The organism is Micromonospora siamensis, assembly GCF_900090305.1.
Taxonomy (GTDB): Bacteria; Actinomycetota; Actinomycetes; order Mycobacteriales; family Micromonosporaceae; genus Micromonospora; species Micromonospora siamensis.
Map to the genome: position 1 here is coordinate 606,740 of NZ_LT607751.1, position 23,347 is coordinate 630,086.

The 23,347-nt window shown below is 71.3% G+C and carries 20 protein-coding genes and 2 tRNA genes; 12 read left to right on the forward strand and 10 right to left on the reverse strand.

Annotated features, from left to right (window positions below):
* Nucleotides 1–187 precede the first annotated feature (187 nt).
* From GA0074704_RS02785 to rpmH, 8 genes are all read right to left on the reverse strand, one after another.
* Nucleotides 188–1,216 (reverse strand): ParB/RepB/Spo0J family partition protein, encoded by a 1,029-nt coding sequence (locus tag GA0074704_RS02785; RefSeq protein ID WP_088969036.1) that lies wholly within the window; start codon nt 1,214–1,216, stop codon nt 188–190.
* 27 nt (nt 1,217–1,243) lie between these two features.
* The gene (locus GA0074704_RS29620) at nt 1,244–2,632 is read right to left on the reverse strand and encodes a ParA family protein (protein ID WP_088969037.1); all 1,389 of its coding nucleotides are present in this window, start codon (nt 2,630–2,632) and stop codon (nt 1,244–1,246) included.
* Between the two features lie 423 nt (nt 2,633–3,055).
* On the reverse strand, nt 3,056–3,784 hold the full coding sequence (rsmG, locus tag GA0074704_RS02795) for a 16S rRNA (guanine(527)-N(7))-methyltransferase RsmG (RefSeq protein WP_231926867.1): 729 nt from the start codon (nt 3,782–3,784) through the stop codon (nt 3,056–3,058).
* A gap of 169 nt (nt 3,785–3,953) precedes the next feature.
* Nucleotides 3,954–4,535 carry a Jag family protein gene (locus GA0074704_RS02800; protein WP_088969038.1) on the reverse strand — a complete coding sequence of 194 codons (582 nt, stop codon included), beginning with the start codon at nt 4,533–4,535 and terminating at the stop codon, nt 3,954–3,956.
* Between the two features lie 219 nt (nt 4,536–4,754).
* On the reverse strand, nt 4,755–5,744 hold the full coding sequence (gene yidC / locus GA0074704_RS02805) for a membrane protein insertase YidC (protein ID WP_088969039.1): 990 nt from the start codon (nt 5,742–5,744) through the stop codon (nt 4,755–4,757).
* A 3-nt stretch (nt 5,745–5,747) separates the two neighbouring features.
* A complete protein-coding gene (gene yidD, locus GA0074704_RS02810; protein WP_088969040.1) occupies nt 5,748–6,032 on the reverse strand; it encodes a membrane protein insertion efficiency factor YidD in 285 nt (94 codons plus the stop codon).
* Nucleotides 6,029–6,439: a ribonuclease P protein component gene (gene rnpA, locus GA0074704_RS02815; RefSeq protein WP_088969041.1), complete on the reverse strand. Its 411-nt coding sequence runs from the start codon at nt 6,437–6,439 to the stop codon at nt 6,029–6,031. Before rnpA ends, yidD begins: the two co-directional genes overlap by 4 nt.
* Before the next feature lie 36 nt (nt 6,440–6,475).
* Nucleotides 6,476–6,613, reverse strand: a complete 138-nt coding sequence (rpmH, locus tag GA0074704_RS02820; RefSeq protein WP_088969042.1) for a 50S ribosomal protein L34 — start codon at nt 6,611–6,613, stop codon at nt 6,476–6,478.
* Nucleotides 6,614–7,246: 633 nt separating this feature from the next.
* On the opposite strand from rpmH, the gene dnaA reads away from it, so the two are divergent.
* The 5 genes from dnaA to GA0074704_RS02845 all read left to right on the forward strand — a co-directional run bounded on the left by dnaA (nt 7,247) and on the right by GA0074704_RS02845 (nt 13,965).
* The gene (dnaA, locus tag GA0074704_RS02825; protein ID WP_088969043.1) at nt 7,247–9,256 is read left to right on the forward strand and encodes a chromosomal replication initiator protein DnaA; all 2,010 of its coding nucleotides are present in this window, start codon (nt 7,247–7,249) and stop codon (nt 9,254–9,256) included.
* A 788-nt stretch (nt 9,257–10,044) separates the two neighbouring features.
* Complete coding sequence (gene dnaN / locus GA0074704_RS02830; RefSeq protein WP_088969044.1) at nt 10,045–11,178, forward strand: DNA polymerase III subunit beta; 1,134 nt, start codon at nt 10,045–10,047, stop codon at nt 11,176–11,178.
* Between the two features lie 43 nt (nt 11,179–11,221).
* Nucleotides 11,222–12,094 carry a phosphogluconate dehydrogenase (NAD(+)-dependent, decarboxylating) gene (gene gnd, locus GA0074704_RS02835; protein ID WP_088969045.1) on the forward strand — a complete coding sequence of 291 codons (873 nt, stop codon included), beginning with the start codon at nt 11,222–11,224 and terminating at the stop codon, nt 12,092–12,094.
* Nucleotides 12,095–12,110: 16 nt separating this feature from the next.
* Nucleotides 12,111–13,241 (forward strand): DNA replication/repair protein RecF, encoded by a 1,131-nt coding sequence (gene recF / locus GA0074704_RS02840; RefSeq protein ID WP_088969046.1) that lies wholly within the window; start codon nt 12,111–12,113, stop codon nt 13,239–13,241.
* Entirely contained in the window at nt 13,234–13,965 is a 732-nt protein-coding gene (locus tag GA0074704_RS02845) for a DUF721 domain-containing protein (protein WP_231926742.1), read from the forward strand. The genes recF and GA0074704_RS02845 overlap by 8 nt, the downstream gene beginning before the upstream one ends.
* On the opposite strand, the gene GA0074704_RS02850 is transcribed toward GA0074704_RS02845, so the two are convergent.
* The gene (locus GA0074704_RS02850) at nt 13,956–14,207 is read right to left on the reverse strand and encodes a hypothetical protein (protein WP_088969047.1); all 252 of its coding nucleotides are present in this window, start codon (nt 14,205–14,207) and stop codon (nt 13,956–13,958) included. The two genes, GA0074704_RS02845 and GA0074704_RS02850, sit on opposite strands and share 10 nt — an antisense overlap.
* Nucleotides 14,208–14,296: 89 nt before the next feature.
* On the opposite strand from GA0074704_RS02850, the gene GA0074704_RS02855 reads away from it, so the two are divergent.
* A complete protein-coding gene (locus tag GA0074704_RS02855; RefSeq protein WP_088973409.1) occupies nt 14,297–14,776 on the forward strand; it encodes a MarR family winged helix-turn-helix transcriptional regulator in 480 nt (159 codons plus the stop codon).
* Here GA0074704_RS02855 and GA0074704_RS02860 read toward each other — a convergent pair.
* Nucleotides 14,761–15,315: a hypothetical protein gene (locus GA0074704_RS02860; RefSeq protein WP_088969048.1), complete on the reverse strand. Its 555-nt coding sequence runs from the start codon at nt 15,313–15,315 to the stop codon at nt 14,761–14,763. The genes GA0074704_RS02855 and GA0074704_RS02860 overlap by 16 nt on opposite strands.
* Nucleotides 15,316–15,836: 521 nt before the next feature.
* Here GA0074704_RS02860 and gyrB point away from each other — a divergent pair.
* From gyrB to GA0074704_RS02885, 6 genes are all read left to right on the forward strand, one after another.
* The gene (gyrB, locus tag GA0074704_RS02865) at nt 15,837–17,783 is read left to right on the forward strand and encodes a DNA topoisomerase (ATP-hydrolyzing) subunit B (RefSeq protein ID WP_088969049.1); all 1,947 of its coding nucleotides are present in this window, start codon (nt 15,837–15,839) and stop codon (nt 17,781–17,783) included.
* 127 nt (nt 17,784–17,910) lie between these two features.
* Complete coding sequence (gene gyrA, locus GA0074704_RS02870) at nt 17,911–21,690, forward strand: intein-containing DNA gyrase subunit A (RefSeq protein WP_088969050.1); 3,780 nt, start codon at nt 17,911–17,913, stop codon at nt 21,688–21,690.
* A 3-nt stretch (nt 21,691–21,693) separates the two neighbouring features.
* Nucleotides 21,694–22,614 carry a DUF3566 domain-containing protein gene (locus tag GA0074704_RS02875; protein ID WP_088969051.1) on the forward strand — a complete coding sequence of 307 codons (921 nt, stop codon included), beginning with the start codon at nt 21,694–21,696 and terminating at the stop codon, nt 22,612–22,614.
* A gap of 336 nt (nt 22,615–22,950) precedes the next feature.
* Nucleotides 22,951–23,024: transfer RNA gene (locus tag GA0074704_RS02880), tRNA-Ile, on the forward strand.
* A gap of 44 nt (nt 23,025–23,068) precedes the next feature.
* Complete coding sequence (locus GA0074704_RS29290) at nt 23,069–23,197, forward strand: DLW-39 family protein (protein ID WP_231926743.1); 129 nt, start codon at nt 23,069–23,071, stop codon at nt 23,195–23,197.
* A gap of 45 nt (nt 23,198–23,242) precedes the next feature.
* Nucleotides 23,243–23,318, forward strand: a tRNA-Ala gene (locus GA0074704_RS02885).
* Nucleotides 23,319–23,347 lie beyond the last annotated feature (29 nt).

Below are 23,347 nucleotides of genomic sequence, written 5' to 3' on the forward strand. Positions count from 1 at the left end.
TTTCACGTGAAACGGATAATCTGCGGGGGACGTCAGCTCCCGGAAACCAAGCCGCGCCCCGAGGGCCAGCCGACCATGGCCGCCCCAACCAGCCCGCCCTGAGCCACGCCGGCGTCCACGGCATCAGGCCGCAGAACGACACCGGCCGCGCCCGAACATCGGGTGCGGCCGGTGTCGACGTTCTTCTTCACTCCTCGGGCTGCTCGCCCTTGTTCACCCCGATGATGCCCACGATGCGCTCCAGGTCGTCCACCGTCGCGAACTCGATGGTGATCTTGCCCTTGCTTCGGCCGATGTCCACCTTCACGCGGGTGTCGAAGCGGTCCGAGAGCCGGTCCGCCAGGTCGGTCAGCGCCGGGGCGTGCGCCTTCGGCCGGCGCTTGGCCGCCGGCGTCTTCGCGGGACCGTCGGCGAGCGCCAGGGCCACTACTTCCTCGGTCGCCCGGACGGAAAGTCCTTCGGCCACGATCCGGAGTGCCAGCTGCTCCTGTGCCTCGGGCTCGTCCAGGCTGAGCAGCGCCCGGGCGTGGCCGGCGGAGAGGATGCCCGCAGCGACTCGACGCTGCACCTGTGGCGGCAGGTTCAGCAGCCGGATGGTGTTGGAGATCTGCGGGCGGCTCCGGCCGATCCGGCGGGCCAACTCCTCGTGGGTGGCCCCGAACTCGTCGAGCAGCTGCTGGTAGGCGGCGGCCTCTTCCAGCGGGTTGAGGTTCGCCCGGTGGATGTTCTCCAGCAGGGCGTCCCGCAGCATGGCGTCGTCCTTGGTGTCCCGGACGATGGCGGGGATGTTCTCCCGCCCCACCGCCTGGGCAGCACGCCAGCGCCGCTCGCCCATGACCAGCTCGTACTTCTCGCTGTCGAGCTGGCGTACGACGATGGGCTGGAGGAAGCCGACCTCCTGGATTGAGGTCTTCAGCTCCTCCAGGGCCTCCTCGTCGAAGACGTGCCGCGGCTGCTTCGGGTTCGGCACGATCGCGTCGACGGGAATCTCGGCGAAGCGGGCACCGGGCACCGGGCTCAGAGCCGGACCGGGCTGCGCGGCCGGGACCGGTTCATCGGCCCAGGCGGGTTCGGCGTCCGGCGTGACGGCGACCGTGGTGGGGATCGCCGTGTCGGCGCGGGGCGCGTCGTCGGTGGCGACGGGGGCCGGGGCGGGGCCGGTCGGAATGAGCGCACCGAGCCCCTTGCCGAGTCCACCACGGGGACGGTTCTTCATACGACGCCTCCCAGCGGCTCGTCCGTACTACGCATGCCGGCTCACCGGCTCCTTGGCGCCACGCTCGGCAATCTCCTGGGCGGCCTCGAAGTAGCTGGTGGCACCCCGGGAACCCGGATCGTAGGTCATCACCGACTGGCCGTAGCTGGGCGCCTCGGAGACCCGGACGTTGCGGGGGATCACCGCCTGGAGCACCTTGTCCCCGAAGTGGTTCCGCACGTCCTGCTCGACGGCGTCCGCCAGCCGGGTACGCCGGTCGTACATGGTCAGGAGGATCGTGGAGACCTCCAGAGCCGGGTTGAGGTGCTGGCGTACCAGGTTGATGTTGTTGATCAGCTGGTTGAGACCCTCCAGCGCGTAGTACTCGCACTGGATGGGGATCAGCACCTCCTGCGCGGCGACCAACGCGTTGACGGTCAGCAGGCCGAGCGACGGCGGGCAGTCGATGAAGACGTAGTCGAACGTGCCGGGGTAGGCCGCGATCGCCCGGGCGAGCCGGGACTCCCGGGCCACCACCGACACCAGCTCGATCTCCGCGCCGGCCAGGTCGATGGTCGCCGGTACGCACCAGAGGTTGGGGATGCCCTCCACCGTCTGGGCCACCTCGGCGAGCGGCACGCTGTTGATCAGGCAGTCGTAGACGTCCGGGATGCCCGTGTGGTGCGGCACGTCCAGACCGGTGGAGGCGTTGCCCTGCGGGTCGAGGTCGATCACCAGCACCCGGTTGCCGTGCAGGGCGAGCGCCACCGCCAGGTTGACCGCGGTGGTGGTCTTACCAACCCCGCCCTTCTGGTTGGCGACGCACATGATCCGCGTCCGCTCCGGCCGAGGCATGGTCACCTCGCCACTCGGATTCAGGACCTGCACGGCACGCCTCGCCTCCATAGCCAACGGTGGGTCATCCTCTTCGCGGGTCGGGGTTTCACGTGAAACGTATGCGGGATCGTCCGGTTGAGCGTACGGGGCGACGGGGGCAGGAGCGGCCCCCGCGATCGTCGCGTCGGGTACGGATCGAACGGTGGGCTGCGGCGGCACGGCCACGACGGCCGTGGCGGGCTCGAACCGGGCCGAGGCTGCCGCGTTGCGTCGTGGCTGGACCGGGCGCGATCCCGGGGCGTTCACCGGCCGGGTCGGTGCCTCACCCCGCCCGCCGGCCGGCTCCGCGGGCTCAGCGCCGTGATCTGGCCCGCCCGTCGACTCCTGACCGGTGAACGCCGCCGGCTCCTGGCCGGGGTGGCCCGTCGGAGAAGCCGCTCCGCCGACGGCTGGGACGTCCCGCCGAACAGTCGGGGCACAGTCCGACGGGGAGGCCACCGGATCACCCGGGTGGTCGGTTTCACGTGAAACGGAGTCCGTTGTGGAGACTCCGTCCGGCCCAGTCACCCGTGGTTCGTCGTACCTGCCGTCGTCATGCACCTGTCATCCCTGCCCGCTCCGGATGTCGGTCCGCACCCCGTCAACTGGCCGCGCGCCCACTCCACGGAGCGGTCGGCCCACCGGGAGCGGCCGGGACAACAGCCCTCAGGCGCCGCCCGCTCCACACTATCGACGCGCGCCAGCCTACGGCGGACGGGCGCAGCCGGTCCATGTCGGGTGCTCATCCCGTTACGTATCCAACGACGGAAAGCCGGCCCGGGAAGCCGGCTGCCGGCCCGGGAAGCCGGCTGCCGGCCCGGGAAGCCGGACGACAGCCGTCGGGCGGAACGGAGGTCGGACCGGCAGGCCCCTGCGCGCGTCGCGCGGCAGCGGGGCACGCGGCCCGAGAGGCGAGCACCGGCCCAGCGGAGAGACGAGCGAGGGCGGGCCGACACGTGGTCGCAACCCGCCCCCGCCGACGACTCACCGGCCTCGGCCACCGCCGCGCCGGGCGGGACGGGCCCGCCGGGTCGCCGCCCTCACCGCCGGAGGAACCACCATCCGCTCCCGGACGACCTCCACCACCGTCGCGGGCGGGTCGATGACTCCGACACCGCACCGGTGCACCACCGGCTCGCCACCGCCGGCGCGAGCCACCGCGCCGGCGTGCTCGTCGATCTCCTCCTGCGCCGACGCGCCCTTGAGGGCAAGCAGTCGGCCGCCACGGACGGCGAGCGGGAGGCACCAGCCGGCTAGCCGGTCCAGCGGGGCCACCGCGCGGGCGGTCACCACGTCCCCGCTGAAGGGGCCGACGCCCGTCGAGCCGGATGCGGCCTCGTCGGCGCGACCCCGGAAGACCCGGACCGAGCGGGCCAGGCCGAGTTGCTGCACCGCCTCGACGAGGAAGGAGGTCCGCCGAGCGAGTGGTTCGATCAGGGTGACCGTGAGGTCGGGCCGGGCGATGGCCAGCACCAGGCCGGGTAGCCCGGCACCGGAGCCGACGTCGAGGACGCTGGCGCCCTCGGGGATCCGCTCGGCCATCGCGGCACAGTTCAGCAGGTGCCGGTCCCACATCCGAGGAGCCTCGCGGGGACCGATCAGACCGCGGACCACGCCGTCGGTGGCGAGCAGCTCCGCGTACGCGGCGGCCAGGTCGAGCCGGTCGCCGAAGAGGGTACGGGCGGCGTCCGCCAGTTCGGCGGGGAGCACCACCTCCGACGGCGCCGGAACGTCAGCGGGCTCCGGCCCGTCGGCGACGTCCGGCGTCGGCGCGGAGGCGTCCGACGGCGGGAGGGCGGCCTCGTCCGGCGCGGAGGGCGGGACAGCGGACGGCCCGGGCGGCGTACCACCCGGGCCGGTCAGGTTCTCGTGGGTCACCCGGTCAGTCCGCCGGCCGTACGACGATGCGCCGGCTGGGCTCGACGCCCTCCGACTCGCTCTGCACGCCGCTCATCGCGTTGACGACGTCGTGTACGCACTTGCGCTCGAACGCGGACATCGGCTCCAGCCGCACCGGCTCGCCGTACTCCTTGACCTTCTCGACGGCGTTCTTGGCGACCGCGGCGAGTTCCTTGCGACGGTTGGCGCGGTAGCCGCCCACGTCGAGCAGGAGCCGGCTGGGGGTGCCGGTCTGCCGGAACACGGCGAGCCGGGCCAGCTCCTGGAGCGCCTCGAGCGTGGCGCCGCGCTGGCCGACCAGGTTCTGCAGGCCGTCGCCGACGACCTCCACCATCGGCCGCCCGCCGGAGACCAGCTCGTCGATGTCGCCGTCGTAGTCGAGGATGTCGAGCAGCCCCTCGACGTAGTCGGCCGCGATCTCGCTCTGCCGGAACAGCTCGCTCTCGGCGGGGGCCTTCTTCTCCCGGGTACCGCCCTCGGTCTCCTCGACCTCGTCCCGCCCCTCGGCGGTGGCGGTCTCCTCGTCCAGCTCGGGTTCGGCGCTGGGAATGCTGGTGTCGGTCACGGTCTCATCTCCGTACTCGCTCGGCCGGACCGTCGGGTCCGCTGGTTTCCCGGGCCCGGCGGGAGGTCGCCGGTGTCCACGGGCACGTCTGGTACGGGCAGTGTCGCCCGTGACCGCGCCACGCGCGGTGGGTTCCGGACCGGCGCCTGCGCTGTCGCGTGGCGGCTCGGTCGACGGAGCCGGCCGCCGCCGGGTTGTCACCGGCGGCGGCCGCAGTCCTCAGCCCTGGCGCTTGGCCGGGCGGCTCTTCTTCGGGTTGACCGGGCGGGCGCCGGGCTTCGGGCCGGCGACCTTCGGCGCGACCGGCTTGGCCGGCACCTGGGCGGCGGGCTTGCGGCCGAACAGGCCACCGGTCTTCGCGGGCTGCACCGGGCCGCGAGCGCCGGCCTTGGGGGCGCCGGGCTTGGTGTTCGCGGTCACCAGCGGCGGGAACTTCCGCAGCACCCACTGCTGCTGGCCGAGGGTGAAGAGGTTGTTGGTGACCCAGTAGATGATCACACCGATCGGGAAGATCGAGCCGGAGATCAGCAGCGACAGCGGGATGCCGTAGAGCATGAGCCGCTGCACCATCCGCTGCTGCGGGTCCTCGGCCCAGCCGGTCTTGAGGATCATCTGACGGCTGGTCAGGTAGGTGGTGCCCATCATGACCAGCACCAGGATGCCGGCGATGATCTTGACGGTGGTGCCGTTGGCGCCGAGGCGGGCCAGCTCGTCGGCGGTGGAGCCGAACTTGCCGGCGATCGGGGCGGTGAAGATCTTCGCGCTGGAGGCGCTGTTGAACTGCTCGACGGACCAGCCGTAGAGGTCCTTGCTGGTCTTCGCCGGGTCGAGCCGGCGCAGCACGTGGAACAGGCCCAGGAAGACCGGAATCTGGAGGAACATCGGAAGGCAGCCCATCAGCGGGTTGGCCTTTTCCTTCCGGTAGAGCTCCATCATCTCCTTCTGGAGCGTCTCCCGGTCACCCTTGTGCTTCTCCTGGAGCTCCTTGACCTTGGGCTGGAGCGCCTGCATGGCCCGCTGCGACTTGATCTGCTTCACGAAGACCGGGAAGAGGATCACCCGGACCGTGACCACCAGGAAGACGATGGAGAGGATCCAGGCCCAGTTGGTGCCGAGCACCGCGCCGACCGGCACCCCGATGGCGTCCCAGGCCGAGTGCCAGGTCAGCAGGATCCACGAGATCGCGTAGTAGATCCAGTCGAGACTCAATTCTCAGACTCCAGTCGCATCGGCACGGCGGCGGCCGCCCGGCTCCGGCACCGGGTCATGTCCACCGGGGTGGAAAGGGTGGCAGCGCGACAACCGCCGGACCGTCAGGCCGGCTCCCCGGAGCGCGCCGTGCCGGGTCACCGCCTCCAGGGCGTACGCACTGCACGACGGGTAGAACCGACAGCGGGCCGGCAGCGCCGGGCTTATCCACCGACGGTACGCGACGATGGGCGCCATCAGCAGCCGGGCACCGGTGGTCGGCGGCGTGGAATCGGGTCCGTGGGTCATCGCGACCGCCGTCCCCGGGGTGCCTGTGCGGCGGCGATCGCCGCATCGAGATCGGTGCCGAGCCGGGCGTACGACGTGCCGGCCGCCGACGGCTGGGCGCGTACGACCAGGGTGGTGCCGGCGGGCAGCCCGGCCAGCCGCTCGCGGACCAGGTGCCGCAGCCGGCGCCGGACCTTGTTGCGGACCACGGCCGGCCCGACGGCCTTGGACACGACGAAGCCGGCGCGGGTCGGTGCGGAGGTCTCCTCCGCACCCCGCGCCGGCTCCGGCGAGGTTGCTGCGTCGCCGTCCGGTGAGGTGGGCAGGGTCAGGTGGACCACGACCGCGCCTCGCCCGGCGCGTCGACCACCGCGGACCGCTGCGGCGAAGTCGTTACTGCGCCGCAGTCGTTGTGCGGCCGCCAGCACGACTGACCACGCCCCCGGTACCGGACCTGTTCGGCGTCAGGCCGACAGGCGGGTGCGGCCCTTGGCGCGACGGGTCGACAGGATGGCACGGCCGGCACGGGTGCGCATGCGCAGCCGGAAGCCGTGGGTCTTCGCGCGCCGGCGGTTGTTCGGCTGGAAGGTGCGCTTGCTCACGTCAGGCTCTCCGTTTTCGTACGCGTCCCAGGCGCGGGATCGCCGGGGTCGTGTGGTGGTCCAGGCCACCTCGGCGGGTGGCCTCCGATCGGTGCTGCCCGGCGGAGCGGGAACCTCGGCGATGCGGGGAAGCCACCGCGGACAGCAAGCACCCATCACCCTAGCAGAGGGCGAGAGAGCAGCCGCTCCAGCCTACGCAGGGGGGCAATGACCGTCAAACATCACACCGCCGGGCACCGGACAGCCGCGACCGAAGGGGCGGTTTTCGCTGATGCCGCAAGGGGCGGCGGTGCGTCGCCGGTTGATGCCGTGCCACCCGCGCTGTTAGCGTGCGCGTTTGCGGTCGGCGGCGGTGCGGAAATGTCGCCGAACGGCAAGACCGGACAAGGTCGTGAATCGTTCGGCACGGTGAACCCGCTTCAGCCCCCGCCCAGACCTGGGGGGCAGGTCCGACCCGCGTCCGGCGGGCGGCCACAATCGGTCGGTACACACAGGCTGTGGATAACTTGTGGATGACGACCGGTCAGCCGTCCGGGTGGGTGCTCACACCCCCGCTCGACGCGATGGCGGGCCCGGTACGGCCGCTGGATGACAGCGGCGACCGGGAGCAGAGGCGAGGGGGGTGGCACGACGGTGGCCGGTTCGACCGACCTTGCCGCGGTGTGGACGGCGACCACGGATGAGCTCGCCGACGAGATCATCTCGGCTCAGCAGCGGGCGTACCTGCGCCTCACCCGACTGCGCGCGATCGTCGAGGACACCGCCCTGCTCTCCGTCCCGGACGCCTTCACCCGGGACGTGATCGAGTCCCGGCTGCGGCCGGCCATCACCGAGGCGCTCACCCGCCGGCTGGGCCGGCCTATCCAGGTCGCGGTCACCGTGCGGGTCCCCGAGGATCCGGCGGCCCGGCCGGCCGGCACCGTCTACCGCAGCGCCCCCGAGACCGCCCCGGACCACGAGCCGGCGCCCGAGCTGCTCCCGGACGGTTCCGGTGCGGCCACCGGCCGTCCGGTGGCCGGCTACCCGGACCGCGGCTACCCGGACCGCGGCTACGACCACTCCACCGGTTACGACCAGTCGGCCGGCTACGACCAGGCCGCCGGGTACGACCACGCGCCGAGCTACGACGAGCCCGCCGCGGGTCGCCCCGGCCCCACCGGCCGGGGCGAGGCGACCGGCCGGCCCGGATCCCCGGAGGAGACCGCCGACCAGGGTCGCCGCGAGCAGCGTCCCGAGCCGGAGCCGCTCGACCAGCGGGCGGAGCAGGAACACCCGAGCCCGCGGCGGGACACCGGCCGCCAGGGTGCCGACGGTCGACGGCCGCTGATCCCGGCCAGCCGGGACGCCCAGGAGACGCTCTTCGGCTCGTTCGACGAGCCGACCGCCGCGCCGGCCCGGTCCGGTCCACCCCGGCGGGGCTTCGACGACCGGGCGCGCGGTGAGCAGTCCGACGGCCGGGGCTTCGAGCCCCGCTACCGGGAGGAGGCCCGCGCCCCGCGCGACCCGCAGCCTCCGCGCGGGCACTCCGGCGGGACCGACAGCGGCCCCGGTCGGGGTAACACCGATCACCGTCCCGGCGGCCGGGACGACCGGCGGCCCGGTGCGGACGGTGGCGGCAACCGGCTCAACCCGAAGTACATGTTCGAGACGTTCGTCATCGGCTCGTCCAACCGGTTCGCCCACGCGGCGAGCGTGGCGGTGGCCGAGTCACCGGCGAAGGCGTACAACCCGCTGTTCATCTACGGCAGCTCCGGGCTGGGCAAGACCCACCTGCTGCACGCCATCGGGCACTACGCCACGACGCTGGGCAACGCCCGCTCGGTCCGGTACGTCTCGACCGAGGAGTTCACCAACGACTTCATCAACTCGCTGCGGGACGACAAGACCAGCGCGTTCCAGCGCCGCTACCGGGACGTGGACATCCTCCTGATCGACGACATCCAGTTCCTGGAGAACCGGGAGCGGACGCAGGAGGAGTTCTTCCACACCTTCAACACCCTGCACAACGCCAACAAGCAGATCGTGATCACCTCTGACCGGTCGCCGAAGCAGCTGGCGACGCTGGAGGACCGGCTGCGGACCCGCTTCGAGTGGGGCCTGCTGGCCGACATCCAGCCGCCGGACCTGGAGACCCGGATCGCGATCCTCCAGAAGAAGGCGGCCCAGGAGCGGCTGTACGCGCCGCCGGACGTGCTGGAGTTCATCGCCTCCCGGGTGTCGAACTCGATCCGGGAACTCGAGGGCGCGCTGATCCGGGTCACCGCGTTCGCCAGCCTCACCCGCTCGACGGTGGAGCTGTCGCTGGCCGAGGAGGTGCTGCGGGACTTCATCCCGGACGGCGCCGGCCCGGAGATCACCGCCGACCAGATCATGGTCTCGACCTCGGAGTACTTCGGGGTGAGCCTGGAGGACCTGCGCGGGCACTCCCGCTCCCGGGTGCTGGTGAACGCCCGCCAGGTGGCCATGTACCTGTGCCGGGAGCTGACCGACCTGTCGCTGCCCCGGATCGGGCAGGCGTTCGGCGGCCGGGACCACACCACGGTGATGCACGCCGACCGCAAGATCCGCCAGCAGATGGCCGAGCGGCGCTCGCTCTACAACCAGATCGCCGAGCTGACCAACCGGATCAAGCAGAACACCTGAGGTCCGCCCGTACCACCGCCGCACCCGTGACGCCCGGCCGTTCTCCGGCCGGGCGTCTTCGCGTACGCCGGAAAAAGGGTGCCGGAACGCGGCGGTGACTTGACTCTCCACAGGGTGTAGGTCACAGGCTCGGTGCCGTGTCCGTTCTCGTCCCGCCTCGTTGTCCACACCCGGTTTTCCACCGGCGGTGGATAACTACCGTCCGTCCGCCGCCGGTTACCCACAGACTGTGGACAAACCCTGGGGACGACGTTGTGGACGGCTGGGGACAACCGTGACGTTGTCCCCAGGTACGGCACCGCCTGTGCACGGCCTGTTGAAGGTTCTGGGGATTACGTCGGTACGGGCTCGTTCCGTTGTCCACAGCGCTGGGGGTAAACCCGGTGGATTACCGGTGGACAACCTGTGGCCAACCGTGGACAACCCGGTGGACGACGCGGCCTGTGGACGCACACCCCGGTTTACCCCCCGGTTCTCCACAGCCAAACCACCGGTGGATAACCTGTCTGACCTGCGCAGACTCGGGTTCTCCACAGTTTGCACAGGTGCGATGAAGACGATGAGTTATCTCTTCTAAAACAACAAAAACCAATCATCACCGTTGGACTTCCTGTGGATCGGGCCGGACGCTGCCGTCGGCAGTCGCCCGGGCACCTGGATCCACGGGGTCGGGCGCACAGCCGATGCCCACGCGCCCTAAGGTGCGATGGGTACCCGCACGGTCGGGCGGGACGGCAGGCAGCGGTCGGCATGAGAGAGTTGTCGCTGACGTCGACGCGGAGGCATTGATGAAGTTCCGAGTAGAGCGCGACGCGCTCGCCGAAGCGGTGGCGTGGACCGCGAAGAGCCTGCCCAACCGGCCGTCCGTACCGGTGCTCGCCGGGGTGATGCTCCGGGTCACCGACGGAAACCTCCAGGTCTCCGGCTTCGACTACGAGGTCTCCAGCCAGGTCACCGTCGAGGTGCAGGGGGACGCCGACGGCGCCGCCCTGGTCTCCGGCCGGCTGCTCGCCGAGATCACCAAGGCGCTGCCGGCCAAGCCGGTCGACATCGCCGCGGTCGGCGCCCACCTGGAGCTGGTCTGCGGCAGCGCCCGGTTCACCCTGCCCACCATGCCGGTCGAGGACTACCCCAGCCTCCCCGAGATGCCGGAGAGCGCCGGGACGGTCGACGCGGCGGCCTTCGCCGCCGCCGTCTCCCAGGTCGCCGTGGCCGCCGGCCGGGACGAGACGTTGCCGATGATGACCGGCGTACGCCTGGAGCTCTCCGGCGGCACCCTGGCCATGCTCGCCACCGACCGCTACCGGCTCGCCCTGCGCGAGATGGAGTGGAACCCGGACGACCCCGACACCAGCGTCAACGCCCTGGTGCCGGCCCGGACCCTGAACGACACCGCCAAGGCCCTCGGCCCGCTGGGCGGCCAGGTCACCCTGGCGCTGTCCCAGGGCTCCGCAGGCGAGGGCATGATCGGCTTCTCCGGCGGCACCCGGCGCACCACCAGCCGGCTGCTCGACGGCGCCAACTACCCGCCGGTGCGTTCGCTCTTCCCGGCCACCCACAACGCCCAGGCGCAGGTCGCGGTCAGCACCCTGATCGAGGTGGTCAAGCGGGTCGCCCTGGTCGCCGAGCGGACCACGCCGGTGCTGCTGAGCTTCAGCTCCGACGGCCTGGTCGTCGAGGCCGGCGGCACCGAGGAGGCGCGGGCCAGCGAGGCGATGGAGGCCACCTTCACCGGTGACCCGCTGACCATCGGTTTCAACCCGCAGTACCTGATCGACGGCCTGAGCAACCTGGGCGCCCAGTTCGCCGTGCTGAACTTCGTCGACGCGTTCAAGCCGGCGGTGATTTCGCCCGCCGGCGAGGATGGCGAGGTCATCCCTGGGTACCGCTACCTCATCATGCCGATCCGGGTCTCCCGCTGATCGCGCAGCCCCTTGATCCAGACGCAGCGGAGGTAGGAACAAGATGCAGCTCGGCCTGGTAGGACTCGGCCGCATGGGCGGCAACATGCGCGAGCGGTTGCGCGCCGCCGGGCACGAGGTGGTCGGCTTCGACCGCAACGCGGAGCTGAGCGACGTCGCGAGCCTGGCCGAACTGGCCGACAAGCTGGAGTCGCCCCGCGCGGTCTGGGTGATGGTCCCGGCCGGCGTCACCGACGCCACCATCGACGAGCTCGCCGGCGTGCTCGGCGAGGGCGACCTCATCATCGACGGCGGCAACTCGCGGTTCAGCGACGACGCGGTCCGCGCCGAGCGCCTCAACGAGCAGGGCATCGGCTACCTGGACGTCGGCGTCTCCGGCGGCGTCTGGGGCAAGCAGAACGGCTACGCCCTCATGGTCGGCGGCGCCGAGCAGCACGTCGAGCGGCTGATGCCGATCTTCGAGGCGCTCAAGCCCGAGGGCGAGTTCGGTTTCGTGCACGCCGGCCCGGTCGGCGCCGGCCACTACGCCAAGATGGTGCACAACGGCATCGAGTACGGCCTGATGCACGCCTACGCCGAGGGCTACGAGCTGCTGTCGAAGTCCGAGCTGGTGACCAACGTGCCGGGCGTGTTCAAGTCCTGGCGCGAGGGCACCGTGGTCCGCTCCTGGCTGCTCGACCTGCTCGACCGCGCGCTGGACGAGGACCCGGAGCTGGCCGAGCTGAGCAGCTACACCGAGGACACCGGCGAGGGCCGCTGGACGGTCGACGAGGCGGTCCGGCTGGCCGTGCCGTTGAACGTCATCACCGCCTCGCTGTTCGCCCGGTTCGCCTCCCGGCAGGACGAGTCGCCCGCGATGAAGGCCGTCGCCGCGCTGCGCCAGCAGTTCGGCGGCCACGCCGTCCGCAAGCGCTGACCGGTATCCACAACCTGTGTACGTCCGCCGGCTGGAACTGGTCGACTTCCGCTCGTACGAGCGGGTCGGCGTCGACCTGGAGCCGGGGCCGAACGTCCTGATCGGCGCCAACGGCGTCGGCAAGACGAACCTGGTCGAGGCGTTGGGCTACGTGGCGACCCTGGACTCGCACCGGGTCGCCACGGACGCCCCTCTGGTCCGGATGGGCGCCGCGTCGGCGGTGATCCGCTGCGCGGTGGTGCACGACGGCCGGGAGCTCCTGGTCGAGCTGGAGATCGTCCCGGGCAAGGCCAACCGGGCCCGGCTGGGCCGGTCACCGGCCCGTCGCGCCCGGGACGTGCTCGGCGCGCTGCGGCTGGTGCTCTTCGCCCCGGAGGACCTGGAGCTCGTCCGCGGTGACCCCGCCGAGCGCCGCCGCTACCTCGACGACCTGCTGGTCCTGCGCCAGCCCCGGTACGCCGGGGTGCGCGCCGACTACGAGCGGGTGGTCAAGCAGCGCAACGCCCTGCTCCGCACCGCGTACCTGGCCCGCAAGACCGGCGGTACGCGGGGCGGGGACCTCTCCACCCTCGCCGTCTGGGACGCCCACCTGGCCCAGCACGGGGCCGAGCTGCTGGCCGGCCGACTGGAGCTGGTCGCCGCGCTCACCCCGCACGTCGCCAAGGCGTACGACGCGGTGGCGGCCGGCCGGGGCGCGGCGGGGATCGCGTACCGGCCGTCGGTGGAGCTGCCCGACCCGACCGTGGACCGGGCCGCGCTCGCCGAGGCGCTGACCGCCGCGCTGGCCGAGCAGCGGTCGGCGGAGATCGAACGGGGCACCACCCTGGTCGGCCCGCACCGCGACGACCTCAGCCTCACCCTCGGCCCGCTGCCCGCCAAGGGGTACGCCAGCCACGGCGAGTCCTGGTCGTACGCGCTGGCGCTGCGGCTGGCCGGCTACGACCTGTTGCGGACCGACGGCATCGAACCGGTGCTGGTCCTCGACGACGTGTTCGCGGAGCTGGACGCCGGCCGGCGGGAGCGGCTCGCCGCCCTGGTCGGCGGGGCCAGTCAGCTCCTGGTGACCTGTGCGGTGGACGACGACGTGCCGGCCGCCCTGCGCGGCACCCGGTACGCCGTCGGGGAGGGGACGGTGCGACGTGTCTGAGGAACCGCTGCTGCCGCCGGCCCGGCTCGGCCCGGGGCGGGACGCGTCGAGGCGTACCCCCGGTGTCGGCGACGGCGACCCCGCGGCGCGCGGTCGGGCCGGTGCCCGCGACGGCGCCGCTGCCGGTAGGTCGGCGCGGTCCGGCGCGGCCGGTGGGGACGGTGCCCCCGACGGGGCGCCCGGTGACGCCGGTGGCGGCGCGGCCGGGGAAGCGGCGAGTGGCGGCGCTTCCGGTCCGGAGCTGGCGCGGGCGGTCCTGGACGCGGCGAAGGCCCGCCGCGCGGCGACCGCGAAGACCCGGCGCAGCGTGGTCGGCGGCGACGGTGGCGAGCGGCGGATGCGCGGCTACTCCGGGCCCGGGCCGGACCCGCGCGACCCGCAGCCGCTGGGCGTGGTGCTGGAGCGGCTGATGAAGGCGCGCGGCTGGCAGCAGCCGGCGGCCGAGGCGACCGTCTTCGGGGCGTGGGAGAAGGTCGTCGGGGCGGAGGTCGCCCAGCACAGCCGGCCGGTAAAGCTGGAGAACGGCGAGCTGACCGTGGAGGCGCGGTCCACCGCGTGGGCCACCCAGCTGCGGTTGCTCGCCGGCTCGCTGCTCAAGCAGATCGCCCAGGAGGTCGGCCACAACGTGGTGCGCAAGCTGCACATCCACGGCCCGGCCGCGCCGTCCTGGTCGCGTGGCCCGCGCCGGGTGCGCGGTCGCGGCCCCCGCGACACCTACGGCTGACCGTCGGCGAGCCCGCCCTTGCGCTCGGCGCGGCGAGCGGCGCGTTCGGCGCGCTTGCGCTCGCGCTGCTCCCGGCTCCACTGCTTGCGTCGCTCCAGATCCTGCTTCCACCCGTCGCGGGCGTCCCGCGAGCCGCCCTGCACCGCGCCCTGCACCTCCGGCGGGCCGGCCCAGTTCCGGAACGACCACGCCATCAGCCGGCCACCCTCACCGGAGGACGTCGCCTGCCGCTCGTCGCTCATCCGCCGACCCCTTCGCCGCCAACCGTTGGTGTACAAACAATTGGTACACCAAGCATTGGTACGATCGCAACGACGACGAGGAGGTGCCGGTGCCCGAGCAGCCCGCCGAGGATCCGCTCGCGCTGGAGCAGCAGGTCTGCTTCGCGCTCTCCGTCGCCGCGCGCAGCGTCGTGGCGGTCTACCGGCCGCTGCTGGAACCGATGGGGCTGACCCACCCGCAGTACCTGGTCATGCTCGCGCTCTGGCAGCACGCCCCGCTGTCCGTACGCGAGCTGAGCGGGCTGCTCCAACTCGACCCGGGCACCCTGTCGCCGCTGCTCAAGCGCCTGGAGGCGGCCGGCTACGTCCGGCGGGACCGGGGCGCCACCGACGAGCGCACCCTCGCGGTCCGGCTCACCCCGGCCGGGCAGGCCCTGCGGGAGCGCGCCGAGCAGATCCCGCCGGCCATCGTGGCGCGGCTCGGGCTGCCCCTGGCGGAGCTGCGTCAGCTGCACAGCGCGCTGACCCAGGTGATCGTCGCGGCCAACCGGCCGTCGGGCACCGACCCGGACGGTCAGGCGTCGGCGTAGACGGCGAAGCCCCGGTCGGCGCAGCGGCGGTAGAAGGCGGCCAGCACGGCCAGCTCGGCGCAGGTGAAGGTCCACTGCGGCGGATCGCCGGCCTCGTCGCGCAGCGCGTCGAGGCGGGTGTCCAGCCAGCGGAGCTGCTGCTCGGCGAGGCGCCCGTCGGCGAGCAGGCCGCGCAGCACGCCGCTGACCGAGTCGAAGGTGACCTCCTCGCCGTGCGGCCGGTGCGCGGCGACGAACCGCTCGATCCCGCCGGCGATCCACGAACAGCCGTCCGGGTCGATCACCGGGTCCTCGTCCTCGGCGGCGGCGTCAGTGGCGTACAGCACATTTTCCAGCCCGAGCAGCAGGTCGACCAGCTCGGTGTAGGCGGTCGCCCGGACCGTGCCGGTCTTGGCGATCAGCTCGGCGAGCGCCGCCGTGGGCGCGGAGATCCGCGGCAGCTCGACGATGTCGCCGAAGTCGACGAACTCGGCCGGCGCGACCGGGTCGTAGAAGCGGCCGGTCCGCGGCCAGTGCACCGCGACGTTGTCCAGCCCCATCTGGCGTCACCTCTTCAGCACGAGTGGGAGCGATCAGGTCGATCGTCCCGGTTCCGACCGGAGAAGATCAAGACCGGCCCCGGGGTGGCGTGGCAAAGCTACGGTACGACCGCCGGGCGCCGCCCGCCCGCCCCGGTGCCGGCGGCGCGATTCGACGGCGACGGCGACCGCGACCGGGGGCCTGGCGTGTAGGGGGAGTCGCGGACAGCGCAGTTCGGCCCGCTACGGACGTCTCAGCCGCCTCTTCAGGGGTGCCGAGTGGCGGTTCTGTCGTCTGCGCACAGTAAGATTGACGACGAGACGAAGACCGGACGCGGAGCGACGACACGGGCCCATCGGGCCCTTGATCATTGTTGCGGGCCCGGTCCAGCCGATCGCGATCCGCGGGCAACCGCGGCGACCGGCGTACACGATCCGTGACCTGGGCATCCGGGGCCGGGCCGTGCGCGCCGACGTCGCGTCCTGTCCGCCGAACCCGCGCCCCGCGCCCTGGCGTGGTCGGTGCGAGAAAGTGGCCGAGCGTGGCAGCGGAGGACAACAAGAAGTACGGCGCCGAGTCGATCACCGTTCTCGAGGGACTGGAGGCGGTTCGGAAGCGGCCCGGTATGTACATCGGGTCCACCGGTGAACGCGGCCTGCACCACCTCGTGTGGGAGGTCGTCGACAACGCGGTCGACGAGGCGATGGCGGGCTACTGCGACACCATCGACGTCGTGCTGCTGGCCGACGGTGGGGTCCGGGTCACCGACAACGGCCGGGGCTTCCCGGTCGACCTGCACCCCAAGCTCAAGAAGCCCGGTGTCGAGGTCGCCCTGACCGTGCTGCACGCGGGCGGCAAGTTCGACGGCAAGGCGTACGCCGTCTCCGGCGGCCTGCACGGCGTCGGCGTCTCCGTGGTCAACGCCCTCTCCACCAAGATGGCTGTGGAGATCCACAAGGACGGCTTCGTCTGGAGCCAGGAATACCACCACTCCAAGCCCACCCCGCTGGAGAAGGGCGAGCCGACCGACCGGACCGGCTCGGCGGTCTCCTTCTGGCCCGACGCCGACGTCTTCGAGACCGTCGACTTCGACTTCCAGACCATCTACCGGCGCCTCCAGGAGATGGCCTTCCTCACCCGTGGCCTCACCATCCACCTGCTCGACGAGCGGGTGCCGGAGGGCGAGGAGGGCAAGCTCCGCGAGGTGACCTTCCGCTACGACGGCGGCATCGCCGACTTCGTCCGCCACCTCAACGCCTCCAAGAACCCGATCCACAAGACGGTGGTCGAGTTCGGCGCCGAGGAGGAGGGCATGTCGCTCGAGATCGCCATGCAGTGGAACGAGTCGTACGGCGAGTCGGTCTACACCTTCGCCAACAACATCAACACCCACGAGGGCGGCACCCACGAGGAGGGCTTCCGCAGCGCGCTGACCAGCGTGGTCAACCGCTACGGCACCGAGCGCAAGCTGCTCAAGGGCGACGAGAAGCTCTCCGGCGAGGACATCCGCGAGGGGTTGGCCGCGATCATCTCGGTCAAGCTGACCAACCCGCAGTTCGAGGGCCAGACCAAGACCAAGCTGGGCAACACCCCGGTGAAGAGCTTCGTGCAGCGGGTCTGCAACGACCGGCTGGTCGACTGGTTCGACCGGAACCCGGCCGAGGCCAAGACCATGATCCAGAAGGCCTCCCAGGCCGCCCGGGCGCGGATCGCCGCCCAGCAGGCCCGGAAGCTGGCCCGGCGCAAGTCGCTGCTGGAGTCCGGCTCGATGCCGGGCAAGCTGGCCGACTGCCAGTCCACCGACCCGCGCGAGTCCGAGGTCTTCATCGTCGAGGGCGACTCGGCCGGCGGCTCGGCCAAGCAGGGGCGCGACCCGCGTACCCAGGCGATCCTGCCGATCCGCGGCAAGATCCTCAACGTGGAGAAGGCCCGGATCGACCGGGTGCTCAAGAACAACGAGGTCCAGGCGCTGATCACCGCGCTGGGCACCGGCATCCACGACGACTTCGACATCGAGAAGCTGCGCTACCACAAGATCGTGCTGATGGCGGACGCCGACGTCGACGGCCAGCACATCCAGACGCTCCTGCTCACCCTCCTGTTCCGCTTCATGCGGCCGCTGGTCGAGCTGGGTCACGTCTACCTGGCCGCCCCGCCGCTCTACAAGATCAAGTGGAACAGGAAGGGCGACGACGCCCAGTACGCGTACTCCGACCGGGAGCGGGACGGGCTCATCGCGCTGCGCCAGCAGAAGAAGGCCAACGCGAAGCCGGACGACATCCAGCGGTTCAAGGGTCTCGGCGAGATGAACTACCCCGAGCTGTGGGAGACCACGATGAACCCGGCCACCCGTACCCTGCGCCAGGTGACCCTGGACGACGCGGCAACCGCCGACGAGCTGTTCAGCGTGCTGATGGGTGAGGACGTCGAGGCGCGCCGGTCGTTCATCCAGCGCAACGCCAAGGACGTGCGGTTCCTCGACATCTGACGGAGCGGCGGGCCGACCGCGATCCACCGGTCGGCTCGCCGGTCCACAGAGTTATCCACAACTTGGCCGGTTTCCACAGCGGTTATCCACAGCACGAAACCGACTCTGAGTCTGATAAGGGTTAACAGTGACGGATCTTCCCGAGTCCACCCCGAACGAGCCGGAGACCCCGGAGACACCGGCCGCGGTCGTCGCGCAGCACGACCGGATCGAGCCGGTCGGCCTCGAGGTCGAGATGCAGCGCTCCTACCTCGACTACGCGATGAGCGTCATCGTCGGGCGGGCGCTGCCGGACGTCCGGGACGGGCTCAAGCCGGTCCACCGCAAGATCCTGTACGCCATGTTCGACTCGGGCTACCGGCCGGACCGCGGCTACGTGAAGTGCTCCCGCGTCGTCGGTGACGTGATGGGTCAGTTCCACCCGCACGGCGACTCGGCGATCTACGACGCGCTGGTCCGGATGGCGCAGCCGTGGTCGCTGCGGTACCCGCTGGTGGACGGCAACGGCAACTTCGGTTCGCCCGGGAATGACCCGGCTGCGGCAATGAGATACTGTATTACGGCAGATGTCCGGATTCGTACCGCTGAGGGCAGCGTACGGGTCGGCGACGTCGTGCCGGGTGCCGCGCCGAGCAGCGAGACGGACGTCGAGCTCAAGGTCCGCGACCGCAACGGCGACCTGGTCCGCGCCTCCAAGTTCTTCCACTCCGGCGAGCACCCGACGCTGCGGCTGCGCACCCGCGAGGGGTACGAGCTGACCGGCACGCACAACCACCCGGTGCTCTGCCTGGTGGACGTGGCCGGCGTGCCGACCCTGTTGTGGAAGCTGCTCGCCGAGATCTCCCCGGGCGACCGGGTGGTCCTCCAGCGCACGGTGCCGGACGAGATCGGCTACCCGATGCTGGAGCACGTCGAGGCGGCCGTCCTGGCCGGGGCGCTCGTCAGCGAGGGCTGGATCTCGGACCAGTGGGTCGAGTTCGCCAACGCCGACCAGGAATTCTTCACACGGGTTGTCGCAGCCTTCGACCTTGCCGTCGGGGGCAAGCGCTGGTTCGGTGAAGAGAATCTTCCCTCCGGCAAGACCCTGTATCGCGTTCGCGCCAGTATTCGGCAGCTCGCATCTACCGCCCTGGGTGAGCTGGTCGGGGCGCGCAGCGCCGCCAAGTTCGTACCCGAGTTCGTCTGGCGTGGTCCGGCGGCCGTCAAGCGGGCCTTCCTCCAGGCGCTCTTCGAGGGTGACGGCTCGTCCTCGCTGCTGCCGCGCCACACCATCCAGGTCTCGTACTCGACCCGCAGCGAGCGGCTGGCCCGCGAGGTCCAGCAGTTGCTGCTGGAGTTCGGTGTCGTCAGCAAGCAGTGCCGGTACGACGACGGCGAGACCAAGGTCGTGGTGACCAACCGACGTGATGCCCGGATCTTCGCCGCCCACGTCGGCTTCCTCGGTCGCAAGCAGGCCAAGCTGGAGTCGGAGCTGGCCGAGGTGCCGGCGACCAGCCGGGCACTGGCCGGCGACTTCGTGCCGTTCGTCGGTGACTTCCTTCGTGAGCACGGCGCGACGCGGTGGACCGAGCGGGACTGGCTGCGTCGGCACAACGTCGACCGGATCGAGCGCTGGGAGCGGGACCGCGACGAGATCGCGGCCCGGATCACCGAGCCGGGGATCCTCGACGTCGTTGAGCCCCTGGTCGACGGCCGCTTCTACTACGCCGAGGTGACCGAGATCACCGACGCCGGCGTGCAGCCGGTCTACAGCATCCGGGTGGACACCGACGACCACTCGTTCGTCTCCGACGGGTTCGTCAGCCACAACACCGAGTGCAAGCTCGACCCGCTGGCGATGGAGATGTTGCGGGACATCGACGAGGACACCGTCGACCTGCAGGACAACTACGACGGCCGGGCCAAGGAGCCCACCATCCTGCCGTCCCGGATCCCGAACCTGCTGATCAACGGCTCCGAGGGCATCGCGGTCGGGATGGCCACCAAGATCCCGCCGCACAACCTGCGCGAGATCGGCGCGGCGGTGCAGTGGTGCCTGGAGAACCCGGAGGTCGACGAGGCCACCACGCTCGAGGCGCTGCTGGAGATCGTCAAGGGCCCGGACTTCCCCACCCATGGCCTGATCGTCGGGCAGCAGGCCATCCAGGACGCGTACCGCACGGGGCGGGGCTCGATCCGGATGCGCGCCGTGGTCGAGGTCGAGGAGGACAAGCGGGGCCGGCCGGCGCTGGTGGTCAGCGAGCTGCCGTACCAGGTCAACCCGGACAACCTCGCCGAGCGGATCGCCGAGCTGATCAAGGAGGGCAAGCTCGCCGGCATCGCCGACATCCGGGACGAGTCGTCCGGGCGTACCGGCATGCGGATCGTGCTCGTCCTGAAGCGGGACGCGGTCGCCAAGGTGGTGCTCAACAACCTCTACAAGCACACCCAGCTCCAGGAGACCTTCGGCGCCAACATGCTGGCGCTGGTCGACGGGGTGCCGCGGACGCTCAACCTGGCCCAGTTCATCCGCTACTACGTCGAGCACCAGATCGAGGTGATCCGGCGGCGGACGGCGTTCCGGCTGCGCAAGGCCGAGGAGCGGGCGCACATCCTGCGCGGTCTGTCCAAGGCGCTGGACGCCCTCGACGAGGTGATCGCCCTGATCCGGCGCTCGCCCACCGTCGAGGACGCCCGGCAGGGCCTGATCCGGCTGCTGGAGATCGACGAGATCCAGGCGACCGCGATCCTGGACATGCAGCTGCGCCGGCTGGCGGCCCTGGAGCGGCAGCGCATCCTGGACGACCTGGCCAAGCTGGAGCTGGAGATCGCCGACCTCAAGGACATCCTGGCCAAGCCGGAGCGGCAGCGGCAGATCGTCTCGGAGGAGCTCGGCGAGATCGTCGCGAAGTGGGGCGACGAGCGGCGTACGAAGATCGTGCCGTTCGACGGCGAGGTCTCCATGGAAGACCTGATCGCCCGCGAGGACGTGGTCGTCACGATCACCCGCACCGGGTACGCCAAGCGGACCAAGGTGGATCTCTACCGCTCGCAGCGGCGCGGCGGCAAGGGCGTCAGCGGGGCGACGCTGCGGCAGGACGACATCGTCAGCCACTTCTTCGTATGCTCCACCCACGACTGGATCCTGTTCTTCACGAACAAGGGCCGGGTGTACCGGGCCAAGGCGTACGAGCTTCCCGAAGCCAGTAGGGTGGCCAAGGGCCAGCACGTGGCCAACCTGCTCGCCTTCCAACCGGACGAGCAGATCGCTCAGATCATCGAAATCCCGAACTACCAGGTGGCGCCCTACCTGGTACTCGCCACGAAGAACGGCCTGGTGAAGAAGACGCGGCTCGAGGAGTTCGACTCCAACCGTTCCGGCGGCGTCATCGCGATCAACCTGCGCGATGAGGACGAGCTGGTCGGTGCCGTCCTCGTGGGCCCGGAGGAGGATCTGCTGCTGGTCTCCAAGAACGCGCAGGCGATCCGCTTCAACGCCACCGACGAGGCGCTGCGGCCGATGGGCCGGGCCACGTCGGGTGTGATCGGCATGCGGTTCAGCGAGGAGGACGAGCTGCTCGCGGTCGAGGTCGTGCGCGAGGGCCTGGACGTCCTGGTCGCGACGAACGGCGGGTACGCGAAACGTACCCCGATCGAGGAATACCCGGTCCAGGGCCGGGGAGGTAAGGGCGTGCTGACTGCGAAGATCACCGAGCGGCGGGGTGGTCTGGTCGGTGCTGTGGTGATCGACCCGGACGACGAGCTCTTCGCGATCACCAGCAACGGTGGTGTCATCCGGACTCCGGTGAAGCCTGTACGCCGTACGCGTGACCGGAACACAATGGGGGTCAAGCTGATGGACCTCCCGGACGGCGTGACTATCGTGGCGATTGCTCGCAATGCCGACGAGCCTGACGAACAGGACTAGTTGATGACGGAGACACAGGCGAAGTCGGGGAACAAGGGGACCTCGGCCAACGCGGTCGACGAGGAGTCCGCCAACGGCGGCACATCGGCGACCGGTCGGGCGGCCGTCGGCCGTGCCACCGTCCCCGGCGACGCGCCTGCCCCGAAGTTCACCCGCGCCCCGGGCATGGCACCGCCCCCGGACAAGCCCGGGGAGGATTCGGGGTCCAGCGAGGAGACCGAGATCGCCCCGGCGGTCGAGGCGACCTCCGCCGCGAACCCGCCGGCCGCCGCCGACCGCACGCCCAGCGCCACCCAGCCGATCAAGGTCGGCGCCGGGCAGGCCGCCGCCAAGTCGACCACCGCCAACGGCACCCAGCCGAGGGCGGGGACGACCGGCACCCAGGCCCGGGTCTCGTCGGCGAAGGCGCAGCAGGACGCCCCCCGGCCCGGCGGCGGCCGCCCCGCCAACGGCGGGGGCCTCCCGCCGGGCGTGGGCGCCAGCGCCGTCGGGGCGGCCCGGGTGGGTGACGCGGTACGCGCCGCGCGTACCTCGGTCACCTCGGCCGCGTCCCGCGGGCCGCGCCGGGCCCGGCTGAACCTCAAGCGGATCGACCCGTGGTCGGTGATGAAGTTCGCCTTCGCCGTCTCCGTGGTGCTCTTCATCGTGGTGGTCGTGGCCACCTCGGTGCTCTACCTCGCGCTGGACGCGATGGGCGTGTTCAAGAGCGTCAACGACAGCCTGACCGACCTGGTCAACGCCGGCGGCGGGGAGAGCACCAGCGGGTTCCGGATCACCGCGAAGGGCGTCATCCTCAGCTCGGCCCTGATCGGCCTGGTCAACGTGGTGCTCTTCACCGCGCTGGCCACCCTCGGGGCGTTCGTCTACAACGTCTGCGCCGACCTGGTCGGCGGCATCGAGCTGACGCTCGCCGAGCGCGACTGACGATCGGACCGGGAACGCCGGGACACCGCAGACGCGGTGTCCCGGCGTCCCCGCGTCTACGGGCCCTGGGCGGTCCCGGACGCGGGGAGGCTGGGTCGTTCCCGGTACCTGGGGCCCTCCTGGGCCGCAGATGGCCCGGGGTGTGGCGGTCGCGCCTTTCCCGGGCCCTGGATGGCCCGGGATGACCGCGAGCCGCGCCGCGCGGGGCGTCGGGGTCGGAAAGGGGTCGCTCCCGGCGCAGGGCGGCGGGTACGGTCGGGAGAGCGCACGGGCGCCACGGCGGACCCCGATTTGGGGGCGGCTGCGGCGATGGGTTAACCTTGCTCGTCGCTACGCGGGGCTATAGCTCAGTCGGTTAGAGCGCAGAGCTGATAACTCTGAGGTCGCTGGTTCGATTCCAGCTAGCCCCACCGCACGTCCTTCCCGACGGCAGTCGAGCGCGAGGGGTCGCCCCATGTTCAAGAAGCTTCTGTTCCTGGTCGGCATCGTCGGCGTGGCTGCGGTGGTGGCTCGGAAGGTCAAGGCTTCCAACGACGAGCGCGCCCTCTGGCACGAGGCGACCACCGCGCCCGACCTGCGCTGACGGTCCGCTCGTCCACTGCCAGCACGCGCGGCGCCTGCCGTACGCGGGGCCCTAGCTCAACTGGCAGAGCACTGCCTTTGCAAGGCAGGGGTTAGGGGTTCGAGTCCCCTGGGCTCCACCAGCACAAACACCGGTTGATCTCGGTCCCGA

Bases quoted from the DNA above. Each gene is read 5' to 3' on its own strand.
- dnaN (WP_088969044.1), top strand. From the start codon at position 10,045: ATGAAGTTCCGAGTAGAGCGCGACGCGCTCGCCGAAGCGGTGGCGTGG.
- GA0074704_RS02860 (WP_088969048.1), bottom strand. From the start codon at position 15,315: ATGGGGCTGGACAACGTCGCGGTGCACTGGCCGCGGACCGGCCGCTTC.
- GA0074704_RS02875 (WP_088969051.1), top strand. From the start codon at position 21,694: ATGACGGAGACACAGGCGAAGTCGGGGAACAAGGGGACCTCGGCCAAC.
- GA0074704_RS02850 (WP_088969047.1), bottom strand. From the start codon at position 14,207: ATGAGCGACGAGCGGCAGGCGACGTCCTCCGGTGAGGGTGGCCGGCTG.
- GA0074704_RS29290 (WP_231926743.1), top strand. From the start codon at position 23,069: ATGTTCAAGAAGCTTCTGTTCCTGGTCGGCATCGTCGGCGTGGCTGCG.
- gnd (WP_088969045.1), top strand. From the start codon at position 11,222: ATGCAGCTCGGCCTGGTAGGACTCGGCCGCATGGGCGGCAACATGCGC.
- yidD (WP_088969040.1), bottom strand. From the start codon at position 6,032: ATGACCCACGGACCCGATTCCACGCCGCCGACCACCGGTGCCCGGCTG.
- GA0074704_RS02785 (WP_088969036.1), bottom strand. From the start codon at position 1,216: ATGAAGAACCGTCCCCGTGGTGGACTCGGCAAGGGGCTCGGTGCGCTC.